The organism is Mitsuaria sp. CC2 (assembly GCF_048957715.1).
Classification (GTDB): Bacteria; Pseudomonadota; Gammaproteobacteria; order Burkholderiales; family Burkholderiaceae_C; genus Roseateles.
The window spans coordinates 124,942-149,380 of sequence record NZ_JARVXN010000033.1 but is presented as its reverse complement, the minus strand read 5'-3'; the positions used below and the strand labels follow the sequence as shown (position 1 = coordinate 149,380).

Below are 24,439 nucleotides of genomic sequence, written 5' to 3'. Positions count from 1 at the left end.
GGCGGGTCGCAACGAGGTGCATGTCGTAGGGCTTCAAGGGGTTGGTGGGATATTGAGGCGCGCGGCCGGAGGCCGCCGTTCAGTCCTGCAACGTCGGCGTGATCCGCAGGTCGATGATCGGCATGGACCCGTCCGCAGGCGCGACATTCAGATGGGAAGGCTGTGCGTTGGCCATCACCGCCTCGTTCTCATACAGCGGGCGTCCGCCCTGGCTGGCCACGACGGTCACGAAGAGATCGCCCAGCAGGCTGCCCGGCGGCTGCCGGCGCGCGGTGAGGACGAGCTTGACCTGATCCGGTGCGGGCTTGTCGGGCGTGCCGCCCATCAACACCATCGCCTGCTCGCCTTCACGGACGATGAGCCGCATGCTCGACTTGCGCTTGTCGCTCGCGGCCTTCGTGCCTGTAGTGACTTCCACGGCGATGTCCAGGCTGATGCGGGCTTCACCCGGCGGGATGTCCGCGGGCCTGGGCTTGGTCGCATGCACGGCGCTCGCCGCGCCCAGCGCCAGGGTGGCCAGAAGAGCGGCGCCCAGCATGCGGCGGAAGAGGGATCGCGGCGGGTGACGCAACATGGCGACCCTGTCGATCAGTGGGTGGGACGAACGCCAGGCGGACCACGGCTGGAGCGGCGAGGGGGATTGCTGGGCCCGCAGCAGCGCGCGGCCGTAATCGGCCTCGCGGCCCGGGAAGCGACGCATCACGGCCTGGTCGCAGGACACCTCCTGGTCCGCGCGCATCGCGCGCAGCGCCAGCCACGCCAGCGGGTTGAACCAGTGCAGCGCGCAGAGCGCGGCGGCGAGGGCGTTCCAGTGGTTGTCGAAGCGGCGGCGATGGACGTCCTCGTGGGCCAGCACCAGCGGGCGTTGGCGGGCGTCGAAACGTTGCTCGAAATCCGGTGGCAGGACCAGCCGGGCCGGCCAGAGTCCGACCAGCGCCGGGCCTTGTTCGCCGATCCAGTGACGGGCGTGTGGAGCGTGCGTCAGCGTCGCGCCGAATCGGCGCTGCAGCCAGACCATGCGCGCGACGATGACCAAGGCGCCCACCGCCCAGAGCGATAGCCAGAGCGTCGAGGAGGCGAGCGGCGAACCGGTCGTCGCGGTCACCGGTTCCGCCGGCGGTCCGTCGATCATGCGGATCTGGCCCGGCGCGAAGGTCGGCACCGCGCGGCTCGCGGGCAGAAGGTCGACCAGCAGCAGTGCCGGCAGCACAGTCCAGGCCGCATAGGCCAGCCCAGGGCTGAAGTAGCGCGCCAGCGGACGGCGCAGGGTCAGCAAGGCGATCGCGACCACGGCAATGAGCACGCTCTGCCGGAGCAGCGCATGGAGCAGGGCGTCACTCATCGGCGGCGTCCCCCTTGCGGGACTTGCGCGGCTTCGCGGCCCGCTGCTCGTGGTCGTCGATCAGCTGCCTGAGCGCCTTGACGTCGCTGGCCTTGAGCTGGCGGCGGGTGGAGAAATGCGACACCAGCGGCGCGAGGCTGCCGCCGAAGAGGCGGTCGAGCAGCGAAAGGCTCTCGCTGTGCGCCCAGTCGGTGCGCGGGAAACGCGGCGCGTAGAGGAAGCGCCGGCCGTCGCGCTCGGCGACGAGGGCCTCTTTCTTCAGCAGCCGGTTCAACAAGGTCTTCACCGTGGCGAGCTGCCAGTCCTGCCGGTCGGCGAGCGCGGCGGCGATGTCCTCGGCCGACAGCGGCGAGGAGCGCCAGAGCACTTCCATGACCTCGGCTTCGGCGGCGGTGATGGCGGGGAGGTCGTCGGGCATGCGATGTCGTTTACGCGTGTAATCGGATGAATGATTACAGCTGTAAATGAAATCGTCAAGGGGTGGCAGGCGTGCATGGCCGAGCGCCCGGCGTCATCCGAACGGATGATGCGCAGGCCCGTCGCGCGGGATATACGGGCGATGTCGCCCACTCGCTCCCCACCATGCAAGCTCCTCCCGCCGGCTCGACTGACACGGATCGCCACGGCGAGCGCGTCCGGCGGTGGGGATGGCTATGGAGCGGACTGGCCTGGTGTGCGCTCAGTTCCGCCGCGGCGCTGTGGCAGCCGCCGGGGCCAGTCGATTCGCCGCTGGCGGTCACCCGGGCCGATCGAGGTCTCTGGGACTGGTGGCGTTGGCCTGTAGAGCGCCACGCGTTCCTTCGTCTGCCCGATGTCACCGACGATCCGATCTCCGCAGCGGAGGGACCATCGCAGCAGCAGCAGCAGCAGCAGCAACCGCATCCTCAGCCGATCGAGACGAGGCGCGCGCTGGAGGCGCTGACGAGCATCGATTTCTCCGAAGACGGCCGACTCGGCTGGATCGTCGGCGCCAGCGGTGCGGTACTGAGGAGCGAAGACCGCGGCCGTACCTGGAGGCAGCAGTCGACGGGCTACGCCGTGCCTCTGGCGCTGCTGCACGCCAGCGCCGACGGCATGAAGGCCTGGGCGGAGGAACGTGATGGCGGGCGTGTGATCCAGACCGCCGATGGCGGCCTGTCATGGGGACCCGGAACGCTCACCTCGCCAGATGCGCAAACGGCGATGGCGCGTGCGCGCCAATCGCTGCAGCCGCCGATGCCGTTGCCCTGGGGCCTGCGTGCGGGTTACATCGGCGCCGACCGCCGACGCGGCTGGGCCGTCGGCGACGCCGCGCTCTTGCTGAGCACGACCGACGGCGGCAAGACCTGGAACGATCCGCGCGTCTACGCCCGCTATCCGGCGCCCTGGTACTGGCTCGCCCTGCTGCTGTCGGTGCCGATGTTCCTGCGGGCGTGGCGGCTCTTCACCCGGGCGCGGCGGGTGGTGACCGGCATGGCCGACACGCCCGCCACCGATGCGGCCTTGACCGATCCGAAGCAGGACCGACTCAACTTCGGGCCACTTGCCGCGGGCATCTCCCGTTTCCTGCGCAACCCCGCGACCGAGCCGCCGTTGACGCTCGCCATCACTGGCGACTGGGGCTCGGGAAAGAGCTCGCTGATGGGCCTCGTCTGCGCAGACCTGCGCAAGCATGGGTCGCGCCCGATCTGGTTCAACGCCTGGCACCACCAGAAGGAAGATCACCTCTTCGCCGCGTTGCTGGGCGCGCTGAGCAAGCAAGCGCTGCCGCCGTGGCTCAGCCTCGACGGCATCGGCTTCCGGCTGCGCCTCCTGTGGCTGCGCTCGCGCAAGCATTGGGTGCTGACGGTGTTGCTGTCCGCGGCGGTCGCGCTGCTTGCGACCCTCCATGCGGGGATCAACGATCCCTCGGCGGAGGCGCAGAGGCTGCGGCGGGTCGGTCAGACACTGGCCTCGCTCGCGGGACAGGAACCGGCGAAGAGCGCTGCGTCGGGTGCCCCCTCGAGTGCCGTGTCGCTCACCGCGCAGGACGCTGCGCCATGGCCCTGGGCGGAATGGCTGGCGCTGCTGACGGTCGCGGGCACCACGCTGGCCGCCTTGCGCAAGGCGCTGACGGCCTTCGGCGCGGACCCCGCGGCGCTGCTGGCGGGCGGGATCCAGGGCATGAAGCCCAGGCTCGCCGCCGAGCAGAACAGCTTCCGCACGCGCTTCGCCGAGCAGTTCGGCGAGGTCTCGCGCGCCCTGGCCGAGCGCGTGGTCGTCGTGATCGACGATCTCGACCGCTGCCGGCCCGAGGCCGTGCTGGAGATCATGGAGGCGGTGAACTTCCTGACCTCGTCGGGGCAGTGCTTCGTGCTCTTCGGCATGGCGACCGACAAGGTGCAGGCGGCGCTGGCGATCGCGTTCGAGCGCATCGCCAAGGAGCTGGCGAGCGCCTCGGCCGCGGATGTCCATCCGGAGCAGGCCGCGCGCGAGCAGCGCCGCGCCTACGCGGCCAACTACCTGCAGAAGCTGATCAACCTGGAGATCAAGGTGCCCAGCGCGCAGTCGTACGAAGCGTGGCGGCTGCTGGCCGACGATCCGGCGGCGACCGCCCCGTCGTCTTGGCGGCGAGGTGCGATGCAGGGACTTCATCGCTACGCGATGTGGCTGGCGCTCGCCGGCGCGATCACGGGCGGCGCAAGTGTGGGCGTGCTGCTGAGACCGGAAACGCCGCTAGACGTCGACACGCAGGGCCTGGCACGCGCATCCGCATCCGGCGCTTCGAGCGTATCGAACACGTCGAGCGCGTCGAGCGCGTCGAGTGCTTCCGGCTGGGTGGCGCCGCCCGGCCTGACGGCCTCCGATCCCACGCGCGCGTGGGGGCGATCGCCCGCGCAATCGGAGGCGAGGGTCCTCGTGCAGCCCGGCGCGAGCAGCCACGCCGACGCCTGGATCGTGGCCGGCGTGCTGGTCGCCGGCGCGGCGACGGCGGGGCTGCTGCTCCTGCGCGCGGCGAGCCGGCGGCACCGTGAAGCGACGGATTCGAAGGACTTCCGCGACGCGCTCAAGGTCTGGACCGAGCTGGTGCGCGAGTCCGCCCACACCCCGCGCGCGGTCAAGCGCTTCGGCAACAAGCTGCGCTATTTCGAGATGCTGCGGCAAGGCGAGGAGCGCGATCGCTCGCTGCTCGACGACCTCAAGGCGCGGCTGCGTCGTTTCGCGACAAGGGGCGACGACGCTGCGTCGCGTGGGTCCGTACGGCGCGCGGAGCCGAATCGACGCATCGCGGCGCCGCAGCTTGTTGCGCTGGGCGCGCTGTACGAGGCGTTCGGATCGGAGTGGCTGGTCCATCAGCTCGCCTCATCCAAGTCCGACAGGGGGCGCTATCTGCCTCCGGCGGCCGATCAGGTGTTCGCCAACCAGCTGATCGAGGAGCACATGGCCTTGTTCTCCACGGACTGGCCTCCCAGTCTCGAGGAGATGGAGACCTTCGCCCGTCTGCTCGACGGCATCCGCATGCCCGGGGAGTCCGAAGAACTCGGCATGAGCGTCGCCGGCGGGGTGCGGGGCAGCGAGGCGTCGGAGGTGCGGGCGATGTCTTCGGGGTCAGGCGCGCCCGCGTAGTCGACGTCATTCAGCGTCGTTCAGTGGTCTCCGTCGCCTTGAACTGCGGCGGCCAGGTCCTCGGGATGAACCATCAGCTCCCGCACGGCGCGCAGCGTCACGTACTGGCGCAGCACCGAGGTGAAGGGCGGTGCTTCCAGCAGCTGTCGCCAGACCGGGCGCAGCAGCGACGGATCGACCGGCGCGCCGTCTTCCAGCAGCGCGGCGACATCGAGGCTGGCCTCGGCGGACAACAGCTGCATGCGGCTCGCGGCGTTCAGCAGGCGCGGCACGCGATCGTCGGCACCGTCGCAGCAATAGAGTACGGCGCGCGCGAGATCACCTTCCTCGGTGGGCAACGCGTTCAGCGACATGCCGCGCAGGCGGACCTCGCCGTCGGCCGAATTGAAGACATAAGTCGTGTCGACGTCGGCCTGCGCCAGCAGGCGCAGCCCGCGCAGCAGACGCGGAAGGTCGGTCGTCGCGGCGTCAGGCGAGGCCTTGGCCTCCACGAGCAGGCAGAGATCCCAGTCCTCGCCGACGCTGTGGCGTCGCAGCAGCGCCACGTCCCATTCGCTCTTGGCGCGTGCCGCATCGCCCGGGAAGGACGGCGGTACGCGCAGCGATGCCGCGATCCGGTAGCGCGCCTCGCCGGCTTGCGCGTTCATGCGCTCGACCAGCACGTCCAGCGCGTCGACGGCCAGAGCCTCCACGGCATCGCCCCGCTGCTGCGCGCCGGCGCCGCGCGCGGCGGCCTGCTCGCTGCCCGCGAGCGGACCTCGCCGCTCCGACAGCTCGCGATATCGGGCCACCTGCGCGTCCGAGGCCAGGTCGTCCAGTCGACGCAGGCGCGTCAGCGCGGGCTCATCGATCAGGCGCTCGATGCCGCGATGGCATGCCGGGTCGTCGCTCCCGTCGACGCCATCACGCATGTCGACGCCATGACGCCCGTCGGCGTCATCGCGCAGGGCGCCGAGGAGCCCGGATACGCGCACCCAGTCGCCGGCTGTCGCCGCGGCGTGGAGCGCCAGAAGCGCGTCGCGCATCGGTCCCGGCCGGCGTCGCTGCGTCTTTGCGGGATGGGCGAGTGCGTTGACGGCGGCGCGGACCGCGCGTCGGTCGCGCTCGGCATGCGCGCTCAGCGAAGCGTGCTCGCGCACGACGGCGGAGCGATGGCGGAGCGCCATGGCCTGGAAGGCGGGATCGCCGCGCATCGCCTCACGCAGGAGCTGGGCGAGGGCGGCCAGGAAGACCGACTGGACTTCCTCCTGCGGCGTATCGCCTGCGGCGAGCGCTTCCCGCGCACGTTCGATGGCCACGGCGAGCGCGGTCGCCGCGCCGGTGGCGCGCGCGTCCTCCAGGGAAGCCGGCATCGCGGGCGCCCGGAACCGGCGGACCGTCCGCCCAAGCACGTCGTCGAGCATCGGCGGCAGTGCCGGCAACGAGCCGTGGAGCGAGGACATGGACGAGGCTGGCATGCGACGCGGCACGGTGCCGCCCGGAAGCAAAGCGGGCATTGTCGCGTCCTGCGGCGCGCGCGACCCCATGGCAACATGGCGGATCCCGCATCGACTTCCCGACAGCCCCTGCTCATGCGCCCATCACTGTCCCCGATCTTCCTCGCCGTCGCTGTCTCCGCGAGCCTGTCCGTGCCGATGCGCGCCTGGGCCGGTCCGCTGCCTCCGGCCGCGAAGGCCGAGGTCACCGCGCTGCTCGGCAAGCTGACGGACTCGTCGTGCGAATTCAACCGCAACGGCGACTGGCATTCCGCCGCCGAGGCGAAGACGCATCTGGCGCGCAAGCTGAGCTACCTCGAGGACAGGAACCTCGTGAAGACCGCCGAGCAGTTCATCGACCTCGGCGCCTCCAAGAGCAGCATGAGCGGCAAGCCCTATCTGGTGCGCTGCGGCGGCGCGGCGCCGGTCGAGAGCAAGACCTGGCTCACGCGTGAACTCGCGATCGTGCGCGCCGCGGGGAAGGGCGCCTCGGCGCCTTCCCTGTCGGCATCGACATCCCCGACGACATCGCCGTCGAAGTAGGCATTGAAGTAGACGTCGACCGCGCGTCGGCCCCGCTTCAGCGGGCGTTGGCCGCCTGCAGCCGGCCGAGGATCGCGTAGGCCGCGTCCACGCGTTCCGGGATCGGCCAGCGCCGGTTGCCCAGCAGCACGACGCCGATGCGCTGCGTCGGCACGAAGACCACGTACGCGCCGAAGCCGCGCGTGGAGCCGGTCTTGTTGAACAGTCGCGGCCCCGCCGGCGTGCGATCCAGCGGCACCACCTTCGACGTGGCGTTCCCCAAGGTGTTCCCCGCCTGGAGCTGCGCCAGCGGCACCGGCCACGGGTACTGCTCCCAGCCCAGTCCCTGCGTCATGCCGTCGACCTGGAAGTGGCCGATGTGCGTCGCCTCCACGGCCTGGCGGGTCGTCGCCTCCAGGGCGCCGGGGTCGATGTTGACCTGCATGAAGCGCACCAGATCCGCCGCCGTCGTCTTGATGCCGTAGGACTCCGCATCGAATGCGCCCGGCGTGACTCGTACGGCCACGTCCGGCGCGCCGGCCTGACGGTCGTCCTTGTCGTAGCCCGTGGCGTAGTCGGCCATGGCCGAGGCCGGCACGCGCAGGTAGGCCTCGCGCAGGCCGAGCTGGGGCAGCAGGTCCGATTCGACCGCGTCCGCGTAATCACGCCCCATCGCCGCGGCGGCGGCGCGGCCGAAGAGGCCGATGCTCGGATTCGAATACCGACGCTTCTCACCCGGCGCGAATTCGGGCTTCCACTGCTGCAGGTAGCGCATCAGCGAGGCCTCGTCGGTCACCGCGTCCGGCACCTGCAGCGTCAGTCCGCCGGCCGTGTACGTGACGAGGTTCAACAGCGTCGCATGATCGATCGGATGGCCCTTCAATGCGGGGAGATGGCGGCTGGGGTGGTCCGACAGCTTCAGCTTGCCTTCCACCAGCGCTTTCGCGCCGAAGGTCGCGTTGAAGGTCTTGCTGACGGAGCCGACCTCGAACAGCGTCCTGTCGTCGACCGGCTTGCCGGACTGCTTCGATGCGACGCCGTAGTTGAAGACGTAGGACTTCCCGCCGACTGTCACGCCCACGGCCATGCCGGGGATGTCGTTCTTCGCCATCATCGGGCGCACCGCGGCGTCGACAGCGGCGCGGATGGCGGCGACGTCAGGCGCCGCCTCGGGGGCGGCGTGTGCGCAGATGACAGTGAGTCCGGAGGCGGCGAGCGCCGCCAGTCGGATGGCCGTTCGCGTTGCCCGTTGCGCCGCGGCGCGTGGAATGCCCTGCATCGATGTAGCCTCGTTGAAGTCGTTGGAATCGGTCCGCGCGAGCTGCGCGGCGTTCATCCCGGACCATAGAGGCAGATGCCCGACAACGACGGCGAAAGGCGCGTTACGGGCGTCCGCCGTAACGCGCAGCGCCTCTCAAGGCTGGATCTCGAAAACGATCATCTGGTTGCGGTCCGTCGCCGAGTCCGCCGCCGGGAAATTGTCGTCCGCCACGACGACCAGGCTGCGCTTGCCGTTGGCCAGCTTCGGCCCGAAGGTCATGCCTTCGAGGTTGGCGATGCCCCCGAGCGGCGTCTTCAGCGTCTCGAAGTCCAGCACCAGCTTCTTCGTCACGGGCGTCGCGCCGGTCAGTGAGGAGGCCGTCAGCACGTTGGTCGCGGCGGCGGTGTCGATCTCGTAGAGCCGGACCTGATTGCCCACCACGCCGACCGAGAAGCTGCGCTCCAGCACCAGGAAACGCGTCGCGGACAGGGCCAGGATCTCGGTCGGGCCGTTGACGGTGAATTGGTCCACCGGCTGCGGCGTCGCCTGCACCCTCTCGATCGGATAGACGTACTGCGCGTTGGCCACGCCGCTGACCCGGTCGAAGCGCGTCAGTCGCGAGGCGCTGCCCGTCGTCGGCGTCGGCGCGGCGCCGTCCTGGATCAGCGCGCCTTCCATCAGCACCCAGGCCGACTCGCCGCTCGGCGAGAAGGTCAGGCCTTCGAAGACCAGGTTGCCGCGCGGGCCGGTCTCCTGTGCGCTCATCTGGAACATCGCGGGCAGGGTGTACTCGCGCACGTGGTTGCCCTGCGGCGTGATCTCGCGGAGGAAGGGATTGATCACGCGCGGCGGGGCGCTGGTCAGCGTGCGGTCGCCCTCGCTGAGCCAGACCCAGTGGCCGGTCACCGGATCGATGCGGACCGACTCCGGGTCCGCGACCTTCGCGTCCGGCACCTTCGGATAGACGCTGCCGTCGGGCTGCTTCATCGTCACCGTGCCGGTGAAGGTCACGGCGCTGAACGCGGCGGCGTCGAAGCTCAGCCTGGCCGTGTAGAGGCGCGGCGCGCCGGCGGAGTCGGTCGCCGTGCGGTCGTCGCTGATGAACACGTAGGTGTCGGTCTTGGGGTCGTAGTCGACGCCCGACAGTCCGCCGACGACGGTGCCCGCGTAGTCCATCCGGCGCGGCAGCACCTGCTGCCCGATCAGGCGCAGGCTGGAGACGGTGACATTGCCGTTGAGCGGGTCGCCGGCGTCATCGTCGCTGCCGCCGCCGCAGGCGGTCAGGGCAACGGTCGCGAGCAGCACGGGCGTCAGGCGGAAGAAGGCCGTGGAATAACGGAAGCAGGGCGTGGAAAGAAGGGACATGACAGCGATCGAGGTCGTGATGCGTGTCATGTTCGTAGCGCAAGGTTGCGCCCAGGTGACAGGCCGTCGCTATCATGCCCACCCGCCGCGCCGCATCATTTCGAAACACATCGGGCCGGCGGATCAGGGAGAAGAAGTCATGCGAGTTGTATTGCTGCTCATCGTCATCGCCGTCCTGGGCGTCGTCGGCTGGAAGAAGCGCGACGAGATCCCGTTCCTGCGCGATGCCGCCCGCGAGGTGCAGCGCCACGCCGACAAGGTCGAGGTGCCGAAGAACCCGTTCGACACGGAGCCGCCGCCGCCCGTGACCTCGGGCGGTCCGAAGTCCAAGGTGCCGACGGGCGCGCCGCGCCGCTGCGTGGTCAACGGCAGCGTGCTCTACACCAACGAGGCCTGCCCGGAAGGCAGCACCGAGCACCAGGTCAAGGGCGGCACGATCACCGTCTACAAGGCGCCGGCGGCCCCCGCGGCGGCGGCCAGCTCCGGCATTCCCAATGCGCGCGAGCTGCTCGGGCCCAAGGGACCCTCGCTGCAGCAGCAGGCCCAGGACAAGATCATCGATGGGCTCTGAGGGTCCCTGAGAGTCAGGCCTGGCGCCCGACCTTGCCGACCGTCCTGATCGGCAGCACCGCGAGCAGCAGGCGTCCGCCGCCGAAGAGGACGATGGCCAGCGGCCAGGCGATCACCTTCACGAGCGAGAACAGGCTCATCAGGTAGAGCGTGAGTCCGGCGACGCCGGGCAGGCCGATCAGCTGGATCGCGATGGCGGCGAGCGTCGTGAGGTTCTCGAGCGCATCGGCGCCGACGGCGACCGCCGGCAGCCAGCCGACGGCCAGCAGCCACCGCGACCGGGACTCGCCGGGCCTGCGCCAGCCCGCCATCCACGTGAACACCCGCGAGGCCAGGCGCGAGAGCAGATAGGCCGCCGCGAGCAGGAACACGAAGTCGAAGGCCATGCCCACGATGACTGCGGCACGGTCATGGCGGAGCCAGTCCGGCGCGGGCCAGCCGCCGCAGCAGGTCAACAGCTGCAGCTGCTGGCGCGCGAATTCCACCGCCGGCTGGAGGGCGGTCGGCATCCGCGCCAGCCAGCCCTCGAGCGGCAGCGCGAACGCGACGGCGGGTACGCGCGCCAGGTTCCATGCCGACAGCCACAGCGCCACGACCGCGACGGCGGCCGCGATGAACAGCCAGCCCGGCGAGCGCCGTTCATCCCAGACGCTGGGGCCCTGGAACGGCGCGGGCGGCGTGTGGGCCACCACGTCGACCTCGATCTCTTCGCCGAGGCTGGGGATGTGCACCGCCTCGGTCGTCATGCGCCGCACCGTCATGCCGGCGAGCGCCCAGAACGGCGTGTCGTGCAGCGCGTCATGGCGCAGCGGCAGCTTGCCGACGAAGGGCCCGCGCAGGGGCGCGCCGAAGGCCAGACTGCCGGTGGGCAGGGGCAGGGGTCCCGCGGGGCGGGCGGTCAGCGGCGGCACGCCGAGTTCCGCAGCCACCTCGTTGACCATCCAGACCATGGAGGCGTCCGGCAGGCCGGTGCGTTCATGCGGATAGGCCTCGCTCTGCGGCGATTCGGACGGATAGCTGCCGCCGACGTCGCAATGCACGCCCGGGAACCAGAACTGGCGCAGGGTGCGCATGACGTCCCGGCCGCGACGGTCCTTGCCCTTCACGTCGACCCGGTGCGGCGAGTCGTAGACCCGCGGCAGGAAGGGCCAGCGGTGCTCGTCGAAGGCCAGCGCGTGGCGGACGTTGAGCATGTGCTTCTTGTCCTTGAAGGTGGCGGTGGCGGGGTTGTCCCGCGAGCCGAAGGGCGGCAGGCCGACCGATTCCACCGTGTCCCAGACGCCGACCCAGAACACGTCCGCGTCGCGCGCGAAGTTGCGCCGCACCTGCTGCGCGAGCTGGTTGCGGTCGGCGGCGGTCGCCTCCTCGCCGCCCTGGGCGCCGCGCGCGCCTTCCTGGCCCGGTCGGGCGAGTCCCCGGTGCATCGCCCGCGCCATCGCGCGCCGCCAGCTCTTGCGGCCCTCCGCCTGGTCCTCGACCGGCGGCTGGGAGAAATAGATGCGGACCAGCGTCGGGATCAGTTCCTCGTGTTCGGGCCGCAGGATGCCGAAGAGGTTGACCATGCCGACGATCGCCCGCGCCGTGAACGCGCCGCGCGAGAAGCCGAAGCAGAAGATGCGGTCGTCGGCGGCCTCGTCGTAGTGGCGCATCAGGAAGCGGTAGCCCTCGCCGATGTTGTCGTAGACGCCCTGGCCCGAGGCCAGCCCGGCGATGCGCGCCCAGCGGCGCTTGATCAGGTCGAACAGGCCGGTGGGCGGCGCCGAGTCCGGCGAGCCGACGCCGGGGTCGTAGTACAGCAGCGACGGGATCGTCGGCTTCTGGCTGCGCAGGTAGCCGAACAGCTTCAGGACGTTGGTGTCCTCGATGCCGCCGGTCAGCGTGTTGTTGGTGCCGTCACAGAACAGCACCAGGTTGCGACGTCTCAGCACGAGGTCCGTGCTCTCGTGCGTGCCCGTGTCCTTGTGCGTGTGCGTGCTCCCGACGTCGCTCGCGTCCGTGCCTGTTGCCATGGCCATCCTCCCTCAGTGCTTCTTCTTGTCGAAACGCCAAGGCTAGGCCGTCTCGCGACGATGGTCATCCCCGAATGTGGGGACGAGGGACACCAGCGCTTGCGCGTCCGGGCAGGAAGCATCTGGTTGCATGGCGGGATTAGGGATGTTGCGTGGGAGCGCGCCACCTAGACTGACTCGGACGTGATCGCAGTTCAGGCCGCGGGCAGTGATGCAGGGTTGCCCTTGAAGAACGACAGAAAGCCGGGAGCCAGTCGCGCCATGGAGCAGCCATCGCTGCTGGGATGCTTACGGGGGAGCCATCGGTGCCATCGGCCTGGATCGTCTTCACCGGGTCGTGCGACGCCGGTCTGCCTGAGCGCTGCCTCGCGCTGCTGAAATGCGCCGGCGTCTCCGTGAGCGCCGCGCCGTCCGACGAGCCGGGAACGCTGGGACTGGTCGTGTTCGGCGCCTGCGACGAGGAGCTGCTCGCGCTGCTGCGACGTCATGGCGACAGCGCGATGCTGCTGGCGATCTGCGTCGGCGCCGACACCCTGTCGAGCGCGGCCCAATGGACGCTGATCGAGTCCGGTGCGCGCGACGTGCTGCAGTGGCCGGCGCTGCCCGCGACGGCCGATGAGATCAGCGCGCGCCTGCAGCACTGGTTCAGGGTCGACGCGCTGGTCGATTCGCCCGCGGTGGCGTCCTGCCTGGTCGGCACCAGCCCCGCGTGGCGGCGCTCGATGCGCAGCGTGATCGAGGCGACGGTCTCCACCTCGTCGTCCGTGCTGATCACCGGCGAAAGCGGCACCGGAAAGGAACTGATCGCGCGCCTGATCCACGACCTCGACCCGCGGCCCGACAAGGGCGAGTTCGTCGTCGTCGACTGCACGACGCTGTCGCCCGAACTGAGCGGCAGCGAGTTCTTCGGGCATGAGCGGGGCGCCTTCACCGGCGCGGTGGGCGCGCGCGAAGGGGCCTTCGCGCTCGCGCACAAGGGCACGTTGTTCCTCGACGAAGTCGGCGAGTTGCCGCCCGAACTGCAGGCGCGGCTGCTGCGCGCGGTGCAGGAACGCCAGTACAAGCGCGTGGGCAGCAACACCTGGCAGCGCAGCGACCTGCGCCTGGTCTCGGCCACGCACCGCGATCTGGAGCGGGGCATCGCGGATGGCAGCTTCCGCGCGGACTTCTACTACCGCATCGCCGGCTGGCAATGCCGCACGCTGCCGCTGCGCGAGCGCAAGGATGACGTGCTGCCGCTGGCGCGGCACTTCATGCGCGAGTTGCTGTCGCCGACCGGAGGGCCGGCCGTTGAGCCGACGATCGATCCGGCGGTGTGCGAGTTCCTGGTGGCGCGCGACTACCCCGGTAACGTGCGCGACCTGCGCCAGCTGGTCACGCGCATCTGCCATCGCCATTGCGGCCGGGGCGTCATCACGGTCGGCGACATCGCGCCGGAAGACCGCGCGGTCCCCGGCGCGTCGCCGCTGTGGCCGGACAACAGCTTCCGCGCGGCGATACGCGCGGCGGTGCAGCTGGGCATCGGCATGAAGGACATCAGCCAGCGCGCCACCGAGCTGGCGGTGGAGATGGCGCTGGAATGCGAAGGCGGCAACCTGCAGCGCGCCGCCGCGCGGCTGGGCGTCACCGACCGCGCGCTGCAGATCCGGCGCGCCAGTCAACGAGCCCCGGCGTGACAATCTTCGCCGCTGCGTTGTTCCCCTCCCGCGCACCGCGGGAGAGGGAGTCGAACGCGCGCCGTCAGGCGCAGCAGGTTGCCGCCGGTGACGAGCGCTTCGTCCGACGCGGAGAGTCCGAGCGCCCGCACCTTCTGCAGCTCTACACCCGGATGCAGCCAAGGCCCGTCGCTGCCGAACAGCACCTTGTGCGCGCCGGCGCGCCGGACCGCTTCGAGCAGCACATCGAAGCGCCGCACGCCCGACGTGTCGGCGTGGATGTTGTCGCGACGGACCAGCGTGTTGATCAGCGCATGCTGAGCTCGCCAGTCGTCCGCGAAGCTGCCCAGGTGCGGCACGATGAAGTTCACATCGGGGAATTCCTGCGCGAGCAGTTCCGCCTGCGCCACTTCGCCGACCACGTCGTAGAGCACCGGCAGCGCGTGTTCGCGCGCCGCTTCGCAGACCTCGCGCGAGATGTTGGCGTCATGGCGATGCAGCTTGATGCCGACGAAGCCGTAGTCCTCGACGCCGGTCCGGACCAGTTCGCGGATGCGCCCGCGGTCACGGGCCGCGTGCACGAAGACGAACCCGATCCACCGCCGCGGCTGAGCCGCGACGATGCGCGCGACCGCCGCGTTCGCCCGCCCGTAGTCGGAGTGGAAGGCCGCGAAGATCACCGTGCGCGCAATGCCGGCCCGCGCGGCGCGCCGCGCGTAGTCGCGCAGTGGCGCGCCGCTGTCCCACGGGCCGGTGAAGCCGTCGCCGGGACCGGCATGGCAGTGGCAGTCGATGATCATGCTCGTGCTCGTGCTCGTGCTCAAGCCGGCGCGATCTGCTCGAACTCCCAGCGCACGCCGCGCGGCAGCACGAGCTGACCCGGCGGCATGGCGCCGAATCCGGTGGGCGGAAGCGGCGCGGCCTTCAGCGCGGCCGCCAACTGATCCTTCAGATCGGAGGGCAGGGCGTTGACGATCTTCACCGGCCCCCGCGTGAGCGACGGCGTGAAAGGCAGCTGCGCGCCGGTCAGGTCGCCGGATCGTCGCAGCAGCCGCGCCAGCGCCAGCTCGACCATGCGCACGACGCCGGCCACGCCGTGCGGGCCGCGATGGCCGTGCACCTTGGCCAGGTAGTAGCGCAGGCGGGGGTTGGATCGCTCCAGGGCGACGTGCTCCGCGTCGCCCATGCGCCGCGCGAAGGTGTCGCTCATGCCCACCTTCAGGACCTTCGGCTTCGCGCCGGCCGCTGCCGCGGGCACCACCGCGATGTACACGCCGCCGAAGTCGCTGAACATCCCGCCGGCCCGACGGATCTCGGCGCGCGTGTAGGTCTTCTTCATCCAGTTCAGCGTCGCGGTCAGCGGACCGAGGGCGCTCTCCTGTTCGCCTTCGGGCTCCCCGTATCCGCTGGACTCGCCAAGCTCCCCGATCTCATGGGCTCCGGTCTCGCCGAACTCGGCCTCCTTCACCGGCGGGCTGCGGCCCCAGGTGCGCCACAAGTCCGGGATCGCGTTGCCGTCGCCGACCTTGAAGCCCGCGCCGCCGTCGCTGAGCTTCAGCGTGTCGACGGCCCATTGCCCGACGTGGTACCAGATGTCGGGACCGGGGTCGTTCTCGCGCGAGGCGCTGCTCTGGCGGTGCGCGAGGATGGTCTTCAGCCCGATCTTGGCGACGAGGTGGCGCACCAGCCGCCGCCCGGCTTCCAGCTGCGCCGGCGTGACCTGGTCGCGGCCGAACTTGTCGCCCTGCCACCACTTGCCCTTGGTGTTGGGGAAGTTGCCGGCGAACTCCACCGCCACGCTGCCGTGGTTGAAGCCGTTGCTGGCCCAGACCATCGCGAGCTCCGGATGCAGCTGCAGGATGCGGCCGTCGGGCAGGATCGCGAAGTGCGAGCCGATCTTCAGGTAGTCCGTCATCGCGTTCTTGCGGTTGCGGCAGCAGGCCATCTGGTGGAGCACCAGCGCCTTCACCTGCGCGGCCGGGCGCATGCCGTGGCGGTTGCGCTTGTCGGCCTTGTCGGTCAGGTCGATGATGCCGGCGCCGGCCAGCGTGCCGGCGATCTGTCCGGCGACCTGGCCCGCGACCTGGCCTATCCGGCTCCCGATGCCGCCGATCACGTCGCCCAGGCCCCACTCGCCGACGATCTCGAATTCGCGCGTGTCCATGTGCGTCTCCCGGTAGGTGGCTGATCAGACGCCGTGCAGCACCAGCGTGGAGCCGCGGCGCGTCCAGCGACCGCCGTTGCGCGGACCCGCGCGACGCGCGCCAGTCGGACCGCCGGGCAACGCACGGCCGCTGAAGTGCGGCAGATGCTGCTGCGCGGCGGCGGCGACGGTGGCCTCGAATTCAGCGGGCGCGGTGCCGTCGTCGGTCTGCTGCGCGGCGGTGCCGGCGATGCGCACGAAGCGGCGTGCCATCTCGAACTCGCGGTCCTCCAGCTCCAGGCCTTCGAACTCCATCTCCAGCGCGGAGCTCACCGCGCTGCCCAAGGCCGTGCCCAGCGCCGTGCCGACGCCGGGGATCGGGATCATCGAGCCGAGCGCGCCGCCGACGAAGGGCAGCGCCTTCTTGGCCACCGCCTTCAGCACACCCGAGAAGGGCTTGGCGATCTTGCCGACCGTGCCGGCGACCTTGTTCACCCCCTTCCACAACTTGCCGAGGAACTGCTCGAGCTCGGCTTCGTTGGACACCGAGAGCAGCTCCGCGGCGAGCGCGATTTCCTCGGCTTCGCTGAAGGGCGAGCCGGATTCGCCTTCGCCTGCGTACTCGCCCTCGTACTCGCCCTCGTACTCGCCCTCGTACGCCCCTTCGTACTCGCCTTCGCCTTCGTACTCGCCCTCGAATTCCCCCTCGTATTCGCCTTCACCTTCGTCGGCGAATTCGAAGGTCTCCTGGGCGTTACCGCATCGGGGGCAGTTGCAACGGATCGGGTGCATGGTCATCTCCTCGCTGGGGGCATCGGGGGCCGGCGCGGGACCCGCGTCGGCGGCGGGGGCAGGGGCGGACTCAGGCGGCGCGTACGGCGCTGCATACGGCGCCGCCAGGCATTGCTGCATGCACTGCGTGTAGCGCGAGCCGGGACCGCCCCAGGCGGGCCACGTCGCGGGCTCCCAGGCCGCGCCGTAGCGGCCCCACGGCGAGCCGCGCGAAGGCCAAGACGAACGCGGCGGCGGTCGCTGCGGCGAACGCTGGGACGACCGCTGCGGTGACCGTTGCGGCGATCGTCTTTGGGACGGCGGATATCGGCGCTGCGACCCGTGGCGGGACCCGCCGGAGCGGCCGCCGCCATAGCCGCCTCGATGACCGCGTTCGAACTCCTCGGACGCGGTCTCGAATTCGTTGCCGGTGGCCAGCAACTCGAAGGATGTGGGGGGATTCATGGAACCTCCGCTGGGCTTGAGGAGATCAGGCGTTGCGCTGCTGCTGGGCCAGCCGGCGCTGCATCAGCAGCGAGGGCAGGGTGGCGTCGGCGGCGGGATCGAAGGTCTCGCTGGCGAGGTCGATGCCGGTCGCGGCGCGGTAGGCGTGGATGTAGCCCTGCACCTGCGGCCGCCAGAAGCGCGCCCAGTTGAAGGCCTGCGTGGGCTCGTAGACCTCGCTCCAGGCGCCGAAGCGGATCGACAGCATCATCTGCTCGCCGAAGATCGCCAGGTTGCGGAAGTGCACGACGCTCGTGTCGGTCCAGCCCTGCAGCTTCTTCATCGCGTCGACGCGGTCCATCCACGGCTCGGGGTAGGCCACCATGATGCGGCTGGGCAGGAATTCGCGGAACTCGGGCCGGCCGAGCAGCCATTGCTGCATCAGCATCTCGATGCGCGCGGTGGTCGCCAGCTCGCCGAAGTTGTTGTGCGCGCCCTGCGACATCACCAGGTGGACTTCCTTCAACGCGTTCAGCACGGGGAAGGCGTCGGCCTTGACGGTGGTGTCGTCGTCCTGCCTGTAGAAGGTCGTCAGCAGACGCAGCAGGTGGTGGAAGCCTTCCAGGAACTGCGAGCGCGAGTCCGCGAGCCGGTACTCCCGCACCGCCTTGCCGCGCAGCGTCAGCCCGTATTGATGGGCGTACTCGGCGTTGCGGCGGTTGACGGTGAGCCGGTGCTGCTCGTCCTGCGTGTAGCCCCACAGCAGGCTGTTGAGCGGCCGCAGCGGATCGATCTCCAGGTTGGCCAGCGGATCGGGCGTGCCCGGCGCGGCGCGGTTCTGGAAGCGGCGCGTCACCGCGTTCATGGTCTGGACCAGCATCGCCTCCTCGTGCCAGTAACACCAGATCAGCTCGACCAGGCAGGGATTGGCCAGCTTGTCGTGCACGAAGCCGACCGCCAGGTGGGCGCCGTCGGGGTTGCCTTCGATGATGGGGATGTCGGGCAGCTTGCGCGCGACCAGCGCCAGGTAGGGCAGCAGGCCGCCCGGCCGTTCGAGGTAGTCGTTGAAGCTGCCGCGCGAGTCGTCGAAGGCGGGCAGGTCGCGGCGGTCCAGGTAGGCGTTGTCGTGGCGCGGGCGGAAGGCGAGGTCGTGGTCGCCGCCCTGCAGCACGCCGCAGTTGACCATCACGAAGGCCTCGGTCGCGGCCTTGAGCACGCGGTAGGAGTCGCTGTCGTTGAAGGGCAGGAAGCGCTTGAGCTTGAGCTGCTCGAAGGCTTCGGTCTCCGCGTCGAAGTCGCCGCCGCGTCCGCCGCGGCCCGCGCGGTTGATGCGACCCAGCTCGCCGCCGCCATCGTCACGATCGCCGTGGCGGCCGCCGTGGCGCGGCCCATGCCGCTTCCCGCCGAACAGCACGTCCATGAAGCGCAGGTAGTGGTTGAAGCCCAGCGCGTCGGTGCCGTTGCGGATGGCCAGCCACAGCGTGACGTCCTCGGTCGGCTCGGTCTCGGTGCGGCTGAGCGCGATACCGAGCTGTCCGGTGACGGGTTGGGCCGGCAGCGGCGTGACATGGCCCGAGTGGGCCAGCATCAGCACGGCCGGCGCCTGTCCCGCCGCGGCGCCCAGCGCCGGGGAGCGGACCTCGTAGCCGAGCTCGAAGCGGCCGGCCCGCGGCAGGGCCGTGGAGAACACGGTGGAGGTGTTGTCGTGCGACAGCTCGGTCGAGCCCTGCGGCGGCACGACGCGGAACTGCTCGTTGCGGACGTGGACGACCGTGGCCTTCACGTAGTCGCCGGCCTGGGGCGGACGGCAGTCCAGCTCCTCGCAGTCGCGGGTCATCCAGCGCGCGACGAGATCGGCGCCGAAGTCCGGGGTCAGGAGTTGCGCGCAGGCGTGGTCCTCCCCGACGGTGAAGCTCTCCGAATACGTCCGCGGGTGGTGCAGGAAGCCGAGCACGTAGTCGCCGGGCTCGACGTCGTCGAAGCGCAGGCAGCCGTCGTCGTCGCTGCACTTGACGAAGAGCACGTTGTCGTCGGCGGGCGGCTTGCCGGCGGCGCTCCGGCCCGCGGCCGCCTTGCCGGCGGCCAGGGCGACGGCGGGGAACAGGCCGACCTGGGCCCGAGCGATCGGACGTTGCGCGCCGCTGTTGTCGCGCACCCGGACCTCGATCGAGGACCGGCGATCGGTGTCGTGGTCGTGATGGTGCTTGCTCATCAGGGTTCTCCTTCGGTGGAAGTGAAGCGGCGGCCCCGCGCCGAGGCGCAGGTCAACGAGGTGTCCAGCGTGCTGGTCAGCGCCCAGTGCGTGAGCAGCTTGCCCAGCAGCAGCGATTCGTCTTCGGGGCTGAGCCGGCCGTCGCAGCGCGCCTGGCCGATGACCGCGAAGACGAGCGACGGCGGCGCGCGGTACATCAGCGCCGGCAGCCGGGACCAGAGCCGGAACAGCGCCGCGAGCCGCGCCGGTCGGCGTTCGGCGAGATCGAGGACTTGAGCCAGCGTGCGGCCGCGCAGCGCCGCGGGACGGTGCTGCACGAGCACGCTGACGAAGGCCGGCATCAGCGCCTGCAGCCGTCGCAGCAGATGCAGCGACGCGGCGTCCAGCCCGTGGGTGGGATAGAAGGACTCCCACATCGCGGCGAGCCGCGCCCACTGCGGATGCGGGTAGAGCGCGTCGCCCATCGCGCAGCTGAGCTTCACGCGCAGCCACGGCACCGGATGCGGGTCGTCGACGTTGATGCGGAAGACGAAGGCGCGCGGCAGGCTGACCACGGCCATCAGGCCGGTCGGCGCGGCGACGCCGATGCGGGCCACGGACCAGAAGTCGGCGACGATCTCGCTGATCCATCGCTCGTAGAGGCCCCAGGCGACGGCACCGTCGCCGGCGCCTTGCTGAAGCCCGCGCAGCACCGGGCGAAGCGAGTCGACGAGACCGAGCAATGCGGCCGCCTGGTGGCCGACCTCGTGCACCAGCGACGAGGCGATGCCGCTGCCGATCATGCGTTCGCGGGGCACGCGGATCACGGCGACCGGGCTGGTGCCGCCGCCGGGCAGGCGCGTGCGCGCGCGGCGGATGGCCGCGCCGGGGCCGCGGTCGAGGTAGCAGATCACCGGCGGCGAGTCGTAGTAGCGGCCGCGCAGCGCGAGCGCGTCGGCCGACAGCACGTCGAGGCCGGAGAGCCAGACGCCGCTCTCGTTCTCGCTGCGTTGCGTGACGACGTCGCTGAAGAGGTCGAACTGCGTCAACACCGCGTTGAACTTGAGCCGCAGGTAGGCGAAGCGGCGTTGCGCCTCGGCGGCGCTGGCGCGTTGGGCGGCGCTGCTGGCGAGCCAGGCCATGAAGCCGTGGACGAGTCGACGCAGTTCGCGCCGGCCGGCGGTCAGATGGCCTTCGATGGCGCTCTGCGCGGCCGGCAGCAGGTTGGCCGCGGGCAGCATCGGCTCGACCAGCGCGAAGGGCTTGACCCGCGCCAGCCGCGTCAGCAGCGCACGCGATTCCTGCATCAGGAACCACGCGGGGTAGGTGCCGATGGCCATGGTGGTTCACGCGCCGTAGATGACGATGCGATGGCCGCGGCGCACCCAGCGGCCGCTGGCGGCGGCGCCCGGACGTGAGGCGGTCGACGGGGTGTTCGCGCCGACGCCACCGGCCGAAGCACCGCCGGTGAGCAGACCCGGCGCCAGTTGCCTGGCGGCGGCCACGGCGGCCTGCTGGGCGACCGCGCGCGGGTCCGCATTCGGTGGCGCGGAGGCTGCCTGCGCGGCGGTCTGTGCGGCCAGGCGCACGAACTGCTTGGCGCCTTCAAACTCGCGGTCCTCGCCGGCCATCTCGGCTTCGAGCCCGAGCGCATTGCTGGCTGCGTTGGCCAGGCCGCTGCCGATCCTGGCGCCCAGCGGTCCGCCGAAGTAGGAGCCGAGGGCGGTGCCGGCCATGGGCAGCGCCTTCTTCGCGACGCCCTTGAGCACGCCGCCGACGGCCTGACCGGCGGGGGATCGCGCGAAGTTGCCGATCGCCTGGGTCGCACGGCTGAGCAGATTGCCCAGGAAGCGGTCGAGCTCGCCTTCGTTGGTCACGGACAGCAGCTCGTTGGCGAGCTCCATTTCTTCAGCTTCGCTGAAGGCGCCGGATTCCGTCGACCATTCGTTCTCTCCGTATTCGAACTGCTCGTTCTCGTATTCCATCTGGGTGCGATCGAGGTCGTGCATGGTGGGCTCCTGATTGAGAGGGGGTGAGGACAGCAGGCCGGGCGCGTGATGGCGCGCGGCCAGGACGAATGCGGCTTGCGCGGCCGGGCGCGGGGCGGTCGATGACGGACGGGCCGCGGAGGCGGCGAGACGGCGAACGGCATCGGCGGACAGGCGTACGAAATTGCGGGCGAGCTCGAACTCCTTGTCCTCGGGGCTGAGGCCTTCGAGCTCGAGGCCGGCGGCGCGCGTCGCGGCGGCGACGGGCTGGTTGCCGCGGGGGCAGGCGGCGCAGGGCAGGACGCGGAGGGCGGCCCGGCCGAGCGCGCCCAGCAGCGCCTGCGCCGCGGCCGGATCGACGGACGTGCCGAGCTGGCGGGCGCTGCGCTCGATCAGGCGATGGATGCCTGCGGTCAGCGCGGGCGCGGTGCGCGCCTCCAGCAGCTGCGCGGCGAGCTCCAGCACCTGGCCTTCGTTGAACACGCCGGCCGAGGCGGGCGTGCGCTGCGCGACGGCAGCCAGCGGTCCCGGCGGGATGCTTTCCTGAGCCTCGGTCTCGGGGCTGTAGTCGACCAGGGGATGCGACATGGGGCGGTGCTCCTTGCCTCCTCTTTCGCAAGCACCGTGCCACGACGTAGCGAGTCGATCGCCCTGGGAAAACGCCCTCCGGCGGCGAATCGCGCTTCGCTTTCCGCGTCGGCGTGCGCCTCGGGAGCGAAAGTCGGTTCGTTCGGGACCGAGCCGGTGCAGCCGCCGCAGGTCGTGCAGCAGACGGAGCCGCCGTCGCAGTCATCAATGTCGTCCGCCCGGTCTGATGACGGTGTGACGGGATGCGGCATGCCGATTGCTCGGTGACGGTTTCCTCCGCCACTTTCATCGAGGTTCGTCATGAGCAAGTCCCCCGGCCATCGTTTACATCCCGAGCACCACGTGAGGGAGAGCCAGGTCGGCGAACGCATGATCGCCGTGTTCGCCGGTCAGACGATCGCGGACTCGCGCGACGTGGTGCGCGTCGACGAGGACGGCCACCCGCCGCGCTTCTACTTCCCGCGCGGGGATGTGCGACAGGATCGGCTGAAACGGACGGAGACCTCGACCGAATGCCCGTTCAAGGGCAAGGCGAGTTACTTCGATGTCGAGGTCGGCGACCACAGCGCCAACGACGCCGTGTGGTCCTACGAGACGCCCTACGACGAGCACGAAGGCCTGAAGGAACGCATGGCGTTCGACGAGTCGAAGTCGGATGAGATCGTGGTGAGCAGCCTGCCGTGAGGCGGCGTCAGGCCGACGGCGACGGCACGGCCGTTGCCTTCGACCACACGGCCATCCAGCCGGTCGCACGGCGCTCGTAGACGTCCATGTGCCAGCAGTCGACGACCTTCCCCGACGGGAAGCTCAGTCGCGCGCGGTAGCGGATGACGGCGAGGTCCGCGGAGGCGCGGACCTGCATGTCGCTGTGTTCCCACGCGGTGCAGAACGGCGCCTCGGCGACCCACGTCCGACTTCGCCATGCCGATGCGATCCGAATTCGATCGCAAGGATCAGAGTTTCTGGATTCCCTGGCGTTCCTAGACTGGGTTCATCCCATTCGATCTGAAGGAACTGAGATGACCGATGTCGCTGTCGCCAGCGCTCGCGAGAGCCCCGATCCGAATCCCAATCCGGACTTCTGCTCCGATCCGCGAGCGTGGGCCGACGTCGAGCGATCGCTCGACGCGAGGGGCAATGCCGTTCTTCCGGGCCTGCTGTCGGCCACGCAATGCCGGCAACTGGCCGCGCTGTATTCGCAGGACGCTGGCTTCCGGTCCAAGGTCGTGATGGCCCGCCACGGATTCGGTCGCGGCGAGTACAAGTACTTCGCCTATCCGCTGCCGCCGCTGTTGAACGATCTGCGCCACGCGCTGTATCCGAAGCTGGTGCCCATCGCCAATCGCTGGAACCAGCGGCTCGGGATCGACGTGCGTTATCCGGAAGCGCTGCCGGAATTCCTGGAGCGATGCCATCGCGCCGGGCAGACGCGTCCGACGCCGCTGATCCTCCAGTACGGTGAAGGCGACTACAACTGTCTTCATCAGGATCTCTACGGCGAGCACGTGTTCCCGCTGCAGGTCGCGATCCTGCTGTCGCGACCGGGCGAAGATTTCGACGGCGGAGAATTCGTGATGACCGAGACACGTTCGGCGCATCAGACCGCGGAGGTTGTTCCGCTCACGCAGGGCGACGCGCTCGTGTTCGCCGTGAACCAGCGCCCCGTCCCGGGCCGGCGCGGAGACACTCGCACCGTGGCCCTGCGTCACGGCGTCAGTCGGCTTCGAAGCGGCCGACGTCATACGGTGGGTTTGATCTTCCACGATGCAAGGTGAAGAGGTGACAGCGTGAGCACACGGGCACTGTTCGACGACACGGAGATGGACGGCGTCCATCAGCTGGGGCCACGTGCGTGCCTGCTGCGGGGATTCGCAAGACCTGTCGCCGGCGAGCTGCTGAGGGCGGTCGACGAGGTGGCGCGGAACGCAGCGTTCCGGCATCTCGTGACCCCTGGCGGCTACACCATGTCTGTCGCGATGACCAACTGCGGCGCGCTGGGCTGGACCTCGGACCGGCGCGGTTATCGATACGCGGCGATCGATCCCGAGACGGGTTTGCCGTGGCCGGCCATGCCGGAGATATTCAGGCGCCTCGCGCACGATGCCGCAGCGGCGGCGGACTTCGACGCCTTCGAGCCCGATGCCTGCCTGATCAACCGCTATGCGCCCGGCGCGAAGCTGAGTCTGCATCAGGACAAGGACGAGCGGGACCTCGGCGCACCCATCGTGTCCGTGTCGCTGGGCATGCCGGCGGTGTTCCTGTTCGGCGGCCTGCGACGCGACGACGCGACCGCAAAGGTGCCCCTGTTCCACGGCGACGTGGTCGTGTGGGGAGCCGAGGATCGGCTGCGCTATCACGGCGTCATGGCGTTGAAGGACAGCCCACATGCCGAGCTCGGCAGCCAGCGGATCAACCTGACGTTCCGCAAGGCGGGGTGAGCAGCCGACCGCCTGCCAACGAATTCGATCGCAAGAAACGAGGTGCCTGCGATCAGGCGCTTTCCGACACTGCGTCCACAGCATTGAACACC

Annotated in this window: 20 protein-coding genes; 7 read left to right on the top strand and 13 right to left on the bottom strand. The window is 70.2% G+C overall.

Going from position 1 to position 24,439, the window contains the following annotated elements:
* Positions 1–79: 79 nt before the first annotated feature.
* Positions 80–1,342, bottom strand: a complete 1,263-nt coding sequence (locus tag PV762_RS22120; protein ID WP_421037144.1) for a M56 family metallopeptidase — start codon at positions 1,340–1,342, stop codon at positions 80–82.
* A complete protein-coding gene (locus tag PV762_RS22115; protein WP_421037143.1) occupies positions 1,335–1,760 on the bottom strand; it encodes a BlaI/MecI/CopY family transcriptional regulator in 426 nt (141 codons plus the stop codon). The genes PV762_RS22120 and PV762_RS22115 overlap by 8 nt, the downstream gene beginning before the upstream one ends.
* A gap of 164 nt (positions 1,761–1,924) precedes the next feature.
* Here PV762_RS22115 and PV762_RS22110 point away from each other — a divergent pair, with 164 nt between their 5' ends.
* Positions 1,925–4,927 carry a P-loop NTPase fold protein gene (locus PV762_RS22110; RefSeq protein WP_421037142.1) on the top strand — a complete coding sequence of 1,001 codons (3,003 nt, stop codon included), beginning with the start codon at positions 1,925–1,927 and terminating at the stop codon, positions 4,925–4,927.
* 20 nt (positions 4,928–4,947) lie between these two features.
* Here the strand turns inward: PV762_RS22110 and PV762_RS22105 are convergent, their stop codons facing one another.
* Positions 4,948–6,423, bottom strand: coding sequence for a 3-deoxy-D-arabino-heptulosonate 7-phosphate synthase (locus tag PV762_RS22105; RefSeq protein ID WP_421037141.1), 1,476 nt, complete (start codon positions 6,421–6,423; stop codon positions 4,948–4,950).
* Between the two features lie 75 nt (positions 6,424–6,498).
* On the opposite strand from PV762_RS22105, the gene PV762_RS22100 reads away from it, so the two are divergent.
* Positions 6,499–6,945 carry a DUF5329 domain-containing protein gene (locus tag PV762_RS22100; RefSeq protein ID WP_421037140.1) on the top strand — a complete coding sequence of 149 codons (447 nt, stop codon included), beginning with the start codon at positions 6,499–6,501 and terminating at the stop codon, positions 6,943–6,945.
* 37 nt (positions 6,946–6,982) lie between these two features.
* Here PV762_RS22100 and ampC read toward each other — a convergent pair whose 3' ends face one another.
* Together ampC and PV762_RS22090 are read right to left on the bottom strand one after the other, a co-directional pair.
* Complete coding sequence (gene ampC, locus PV762_RS22095) at positions 6,983–8,203, bottom strand: class C beta-lactamase (protein WP_421037286.1); 1,221 nt, start codon at positions 8,201–8,203, stop codon at positions 6,983–6,985.
* Between the two features lie 135 nt (positions 8,204–8,338).
* The gene (locus PV762_RS22090) at positions 8,339–9,550 is read right to left on the bottom strand and encodes an esterase-like activity of phytase family protein (RefSeq protein ID WP_421037139.1); all 1,212 of its coding nucleotides are present in this window, start codon (positions 9,548–9,550) and stop codon (positions 8,339–8,341) included.
* Positions 9,551–9,689: 139 nt separating this feature from the next.
* On the opposite strand from PV762_RS22090, the gene PV762_RS22085 reads away from it, so the two are divergent.
* Positions 9,690–10,121, top strand: a complete 432-nt coding sequence (locus PV762_RS22085) for a hypothetical protein (RefSeq protein WP_421037138.1) — start codon at positions 9,690–9,692, stop codon at positions 10,119–10,121.
* Between the two features lie 13 nt (positions 10,122–10,134).
* Here the strand turns inward: PV762_RS22085 and PV762_RS22080 are convergent, their stop codons facing one another.
* A complete protein-coding gene (locus tag PV762_RS22080) occupies positions 10,135–12,129 on the bottom strand; it encodes a phospholipase effector Tle1 domain-containing protein (RefSeq protein ID WP_421037137.1) in 1,995 nt (664 codons plus the stop codon).
* 305 nt (positions 12,130–12,434) lie between these two features.
* On the opposite strand from PV762_RS22080, the gene PV762_RS22075 reads away from it, so the two are divergent.
* Positions 12,435–13,805, top strand: a complete 1,371-nt coding sequence (locus PV762_RS22075) for a sigma 54-interacting transcriptional regulator (RefSeq protein WP_421037136.1) — start codon at positions 12,435–12,437, stop codon at positions 13,803–13,805.
* Here PV762_RS22075 and PV762_RS22070 read toward each other — a convergent pair.
* Genes PV762_RS22070 through PV762_RS22045 form a run of 6 tightly spaced genes read right to left on the bottom strand, consistent with a single transcriptional unit; the run spans position 13,787 to position 21,909 of the window.
* Positions 13,787–14,584, bottom strand: coding sequence for an amidohydrolase family protein (locus PV762_RS22070; protein WP_421037135.1), 798 nt, complete (start codon positions 14,582–14,584; stop codon positions 13,787–13,789). The genes PV762_RS22075 and PV762_RS22070 overlap by 19 nt on opposite strands.
* A gap of 20 nt (positions 14,585–14,604) precedes the next feature.
* On the bottom strand, positions 14,605–15,948 hold the full coding sequence (locus tag PV762_RS22065) for a peptidoglycan recognition family protein (RefSeq protein ID WP_421037134.1): 1,344 nt from the start codon (positions 15,946–15,948) through the stop codon (positions 14,605–14,607).
* Positions 15,949–15,972: 24 nt separating this feature from the next.
* On the bottom strand, positions 15,973–17,163 hold the full coding sequence (locus PV762_RS22060; RefSeq protein ID WP_421037133.1) for a hypothetical protein: 1,191 nt from the start codon (positions 17,161–17,163) through the stop codon (positions 15,973–15,975).
* Between the two features lie 25 nt (positions 17,164–17,188).
* Positions 17,189–19,354, bottom strand: a complete 2,166-nt coding sequence (locus tag PV762_RS22055) for an 8-amino-7-oxononanoate synthase (protein WP_421037132.1) — start codon at positions 19,352–19,354, stop codon at positions 17,189–17,191.
* Positions 19,354–20,673, bottom strand: coding sequence for a hypothetical protein (locus tag PV762_RS22050; protein ID WP_421037131.1), 1,320 nt, complete (start codon positions 20,671–20,673; stop codon positions 19,354–19,356). The genes PV762_RS22055 and PV762_RS22050 overlap by 1 nt, the downstream gene beginning before the upstream one ends.
* Positions 20,674–20,679: 6 nt before the next feature.
* The gene (locus PV762_RS22045) at positions 20,680–21,909 is read right to left on the bottom strand and encodes a hypothetical protein (RefSeq protein WP_421037130.1); all 1,230 of its coding nucleotides are present in this window, start codon (positions 21,907–21,909) and stop codon (positions 20,680–20,682) included.
* A gap of 300 nt (positions 21,910–22,209) precedes the next feature.
* On the opposite strand from PV762_RS22045, the gene PV762_RS22040 reads away from it, so the two are divergent.
* A complete protein-coding gene (locus PV762_RS22040) occupies positions 22,210–22,593 on the top strand; it encodes a DUF427 domain-containing protein (RefSeq protein ID WP_421037129.1) in 384 nt (127 codons plus the stop codon).
* Between the two features lie 7 nt (positions 22,594–22,600).
* Here PV762_RS22040 and PV762_RS22035 read toward each other — a convergent pair whose 3' ends face one another.
* Positions 22,601–22,771: a hypothetical protein gene (locus tag PV762_RS22035; RefSeq protein ID WP_421037128.1), complete on the bottom strand. Its 171-nt coding sequence runs from the start codon at positions 22,769–22,771 to the stop codon at positions 22,601–22,603.
* A 157-nt stretch (positions 22,772–22,928) separates the two neighbouring features.
* Between PV762_RS22035 and PV762_RS22030 the strand changes: the two genes are divergently transcribed.
* Both PV762_RS22030 and alkB read left to right on the top strand, forming a co-directional pair.
* Entirely contained in the window at positions 22,929–23,684 is a 756-nt protein-coding gene (locus PV762_RS22030) for a 2OG-Fe(II) oxygenase (protein ID WP_421037285.1), read from the top strand.
* 12 nt (positions 23,685–23,696) lie between these two features.
* On the top strand, positions 23,697–24,347 hold the full coding sequence (alkB, locus tag PV762_RS22025; protein ID WP_421037127.1) for a DNA oxidative demethylase AlkB: 651 nt from the start codon (positions 23,697–23,699) through the stop codon (positions 24,345–24,347).
* The last annotated feature ends 92 nt before the right edge of the window (positions 24,348–24,439 follow it).

What these genes read in the sequence shown, in the direction of transcription:
- PV762_RS22090 (WP_421037139.1), bottom strand. Translation starts at nt 9,550, where the DNA reads ATGTCCCTTCTTTCCACGCCCTGCTTCCGTTATTCCACGGCCTTCTTC.
- PV762_RS22030 (WP_421037285.1), top strand. Translation starts at nt 22,929, where the DNA reads ATGACCGATGTCGCTGTCGCCAGCGCTCGCGAGAGCCCCGATCCGAAT.
- PV762_RS22045 (WP_421037130.1), bottom strand. Translation starts at nt 21,909, where the DNA reads ATGTCGCATCCCCTGGTCGACTACAGCCCCGAGACCGAGGCTCAGGAA.
- PV762_RS22120 (WP_421037144.1), bottom strand. Translation starts at nt 1,342, where the DNA reads ATGAGTGACGCCCTGCTCCATGCGCTGCTCCGGCAGAGCGTGCTCATT.
- PV762_RS22050 (WP_421037131.1), bottom strand. Translation starts at nt 20,673, where the DNA reads ATGGCCATCGGCACCTACCCCGCGTGGTTCCTGATGCAGGAATCGCGT.
- PV762_RS22070 (WP_421037135.1), bottom strand. Translation starts at nt 14,584, where the DNA reads ATGATCATCGACTGCCACTGCCATGCCGGTCCCGGCGACGGCTTCACC.
- PV762_RS22065 (WP_421037134.1), bottom strand. Translation starts at nt 15,948, where the DNA reads ATGGACACGCGCGAATTCGAGATCGTCGGCGAGTGGGGCCTGGGCGAC.
- PV762_RS22115 (WP_421037143.1), bottom strand. Translation starts at nt 1,760, where the DNA reads ATGCCCGACGACCTCCCCGCCATCACCGCCGCCGAAGCCGAGGTCATG.
- PV762_RS22105 (WP_421037141.1), bottom strand. Translation starts at nt 6,423, where the DNA reads ATGCCCGCTTTGCTTCCGGGCGGCACCGTGCCGCGTCGCATGCCAGCC.
- PV762_RS22060 (WP_421037133.1), bottom strand. Translation starts at nt 17,163, where the DNA reads ATGAATCCCCCCACATCCTTCGAGTTGCTGGCCACCGGCAACGAATTC.
- PV762_RS22055 (WP_421037132.1), bottom strand. Translation starts at nt 19,354, where the DNA reads ATGAGCAAGCACCATCACGACCACGACACCGATCGCCGGTCCTCGATC.
- PV762_RS22100 (WP_421037140.1), top strand. Translation starts at nt 6,499, where the DNA reads ATGCGCCCATCACTGTCCCCGATCTTCCTCGCCGTCGCTGTCTCCGCG.
- PV762_RS22040 (WP_421037129.1), top strand. Translation starts at nt 22,210, where the DNA reads ATGAGCAAGTCCCCCGGCCATCGTTTACATCCCGAGCACCACGTGAGG.
- PV762_RS22110 (WP_421037142.1), top strand. Translation starts at nt 1,925, where the DNA reads ATGCAAGCTCCTCCCGCCGGCTCGACTGACACGGATCGCCACGGCGAG.
- PV762_RS22085 (WP_421037138.1), top strand. Translation starts at nt 9,690, where the DNA reads ATGCGAGTTGTATTGCTGCTCATCGTCATCGCCGTCCTGGGCGTCGTC.
- PV762_RS22035 (WP_421037128.1), bottom strand. Translation starts at nt 22,771, where the DNA reads ATGCAGGTCCGCGCCTCCGCGGACCTCGCCGTCATCCGCTACCGCGCG.
- ampC (WP_421037286.1), bottom strand. Translation starts at nt 8,203, where the DNA reads ATGCAGGGCATTCCACGCGCCGCGGCGCAACGGGCAACGCGAACGGCC.
- PV762_RS22080 (WP_421037137.1), bottom strand. Translation starts at nt 12,129, where the DNA reads ATGGCAACAGGCACGGACGCGAGCGACGTCGGGAGCACGCACACGCAC.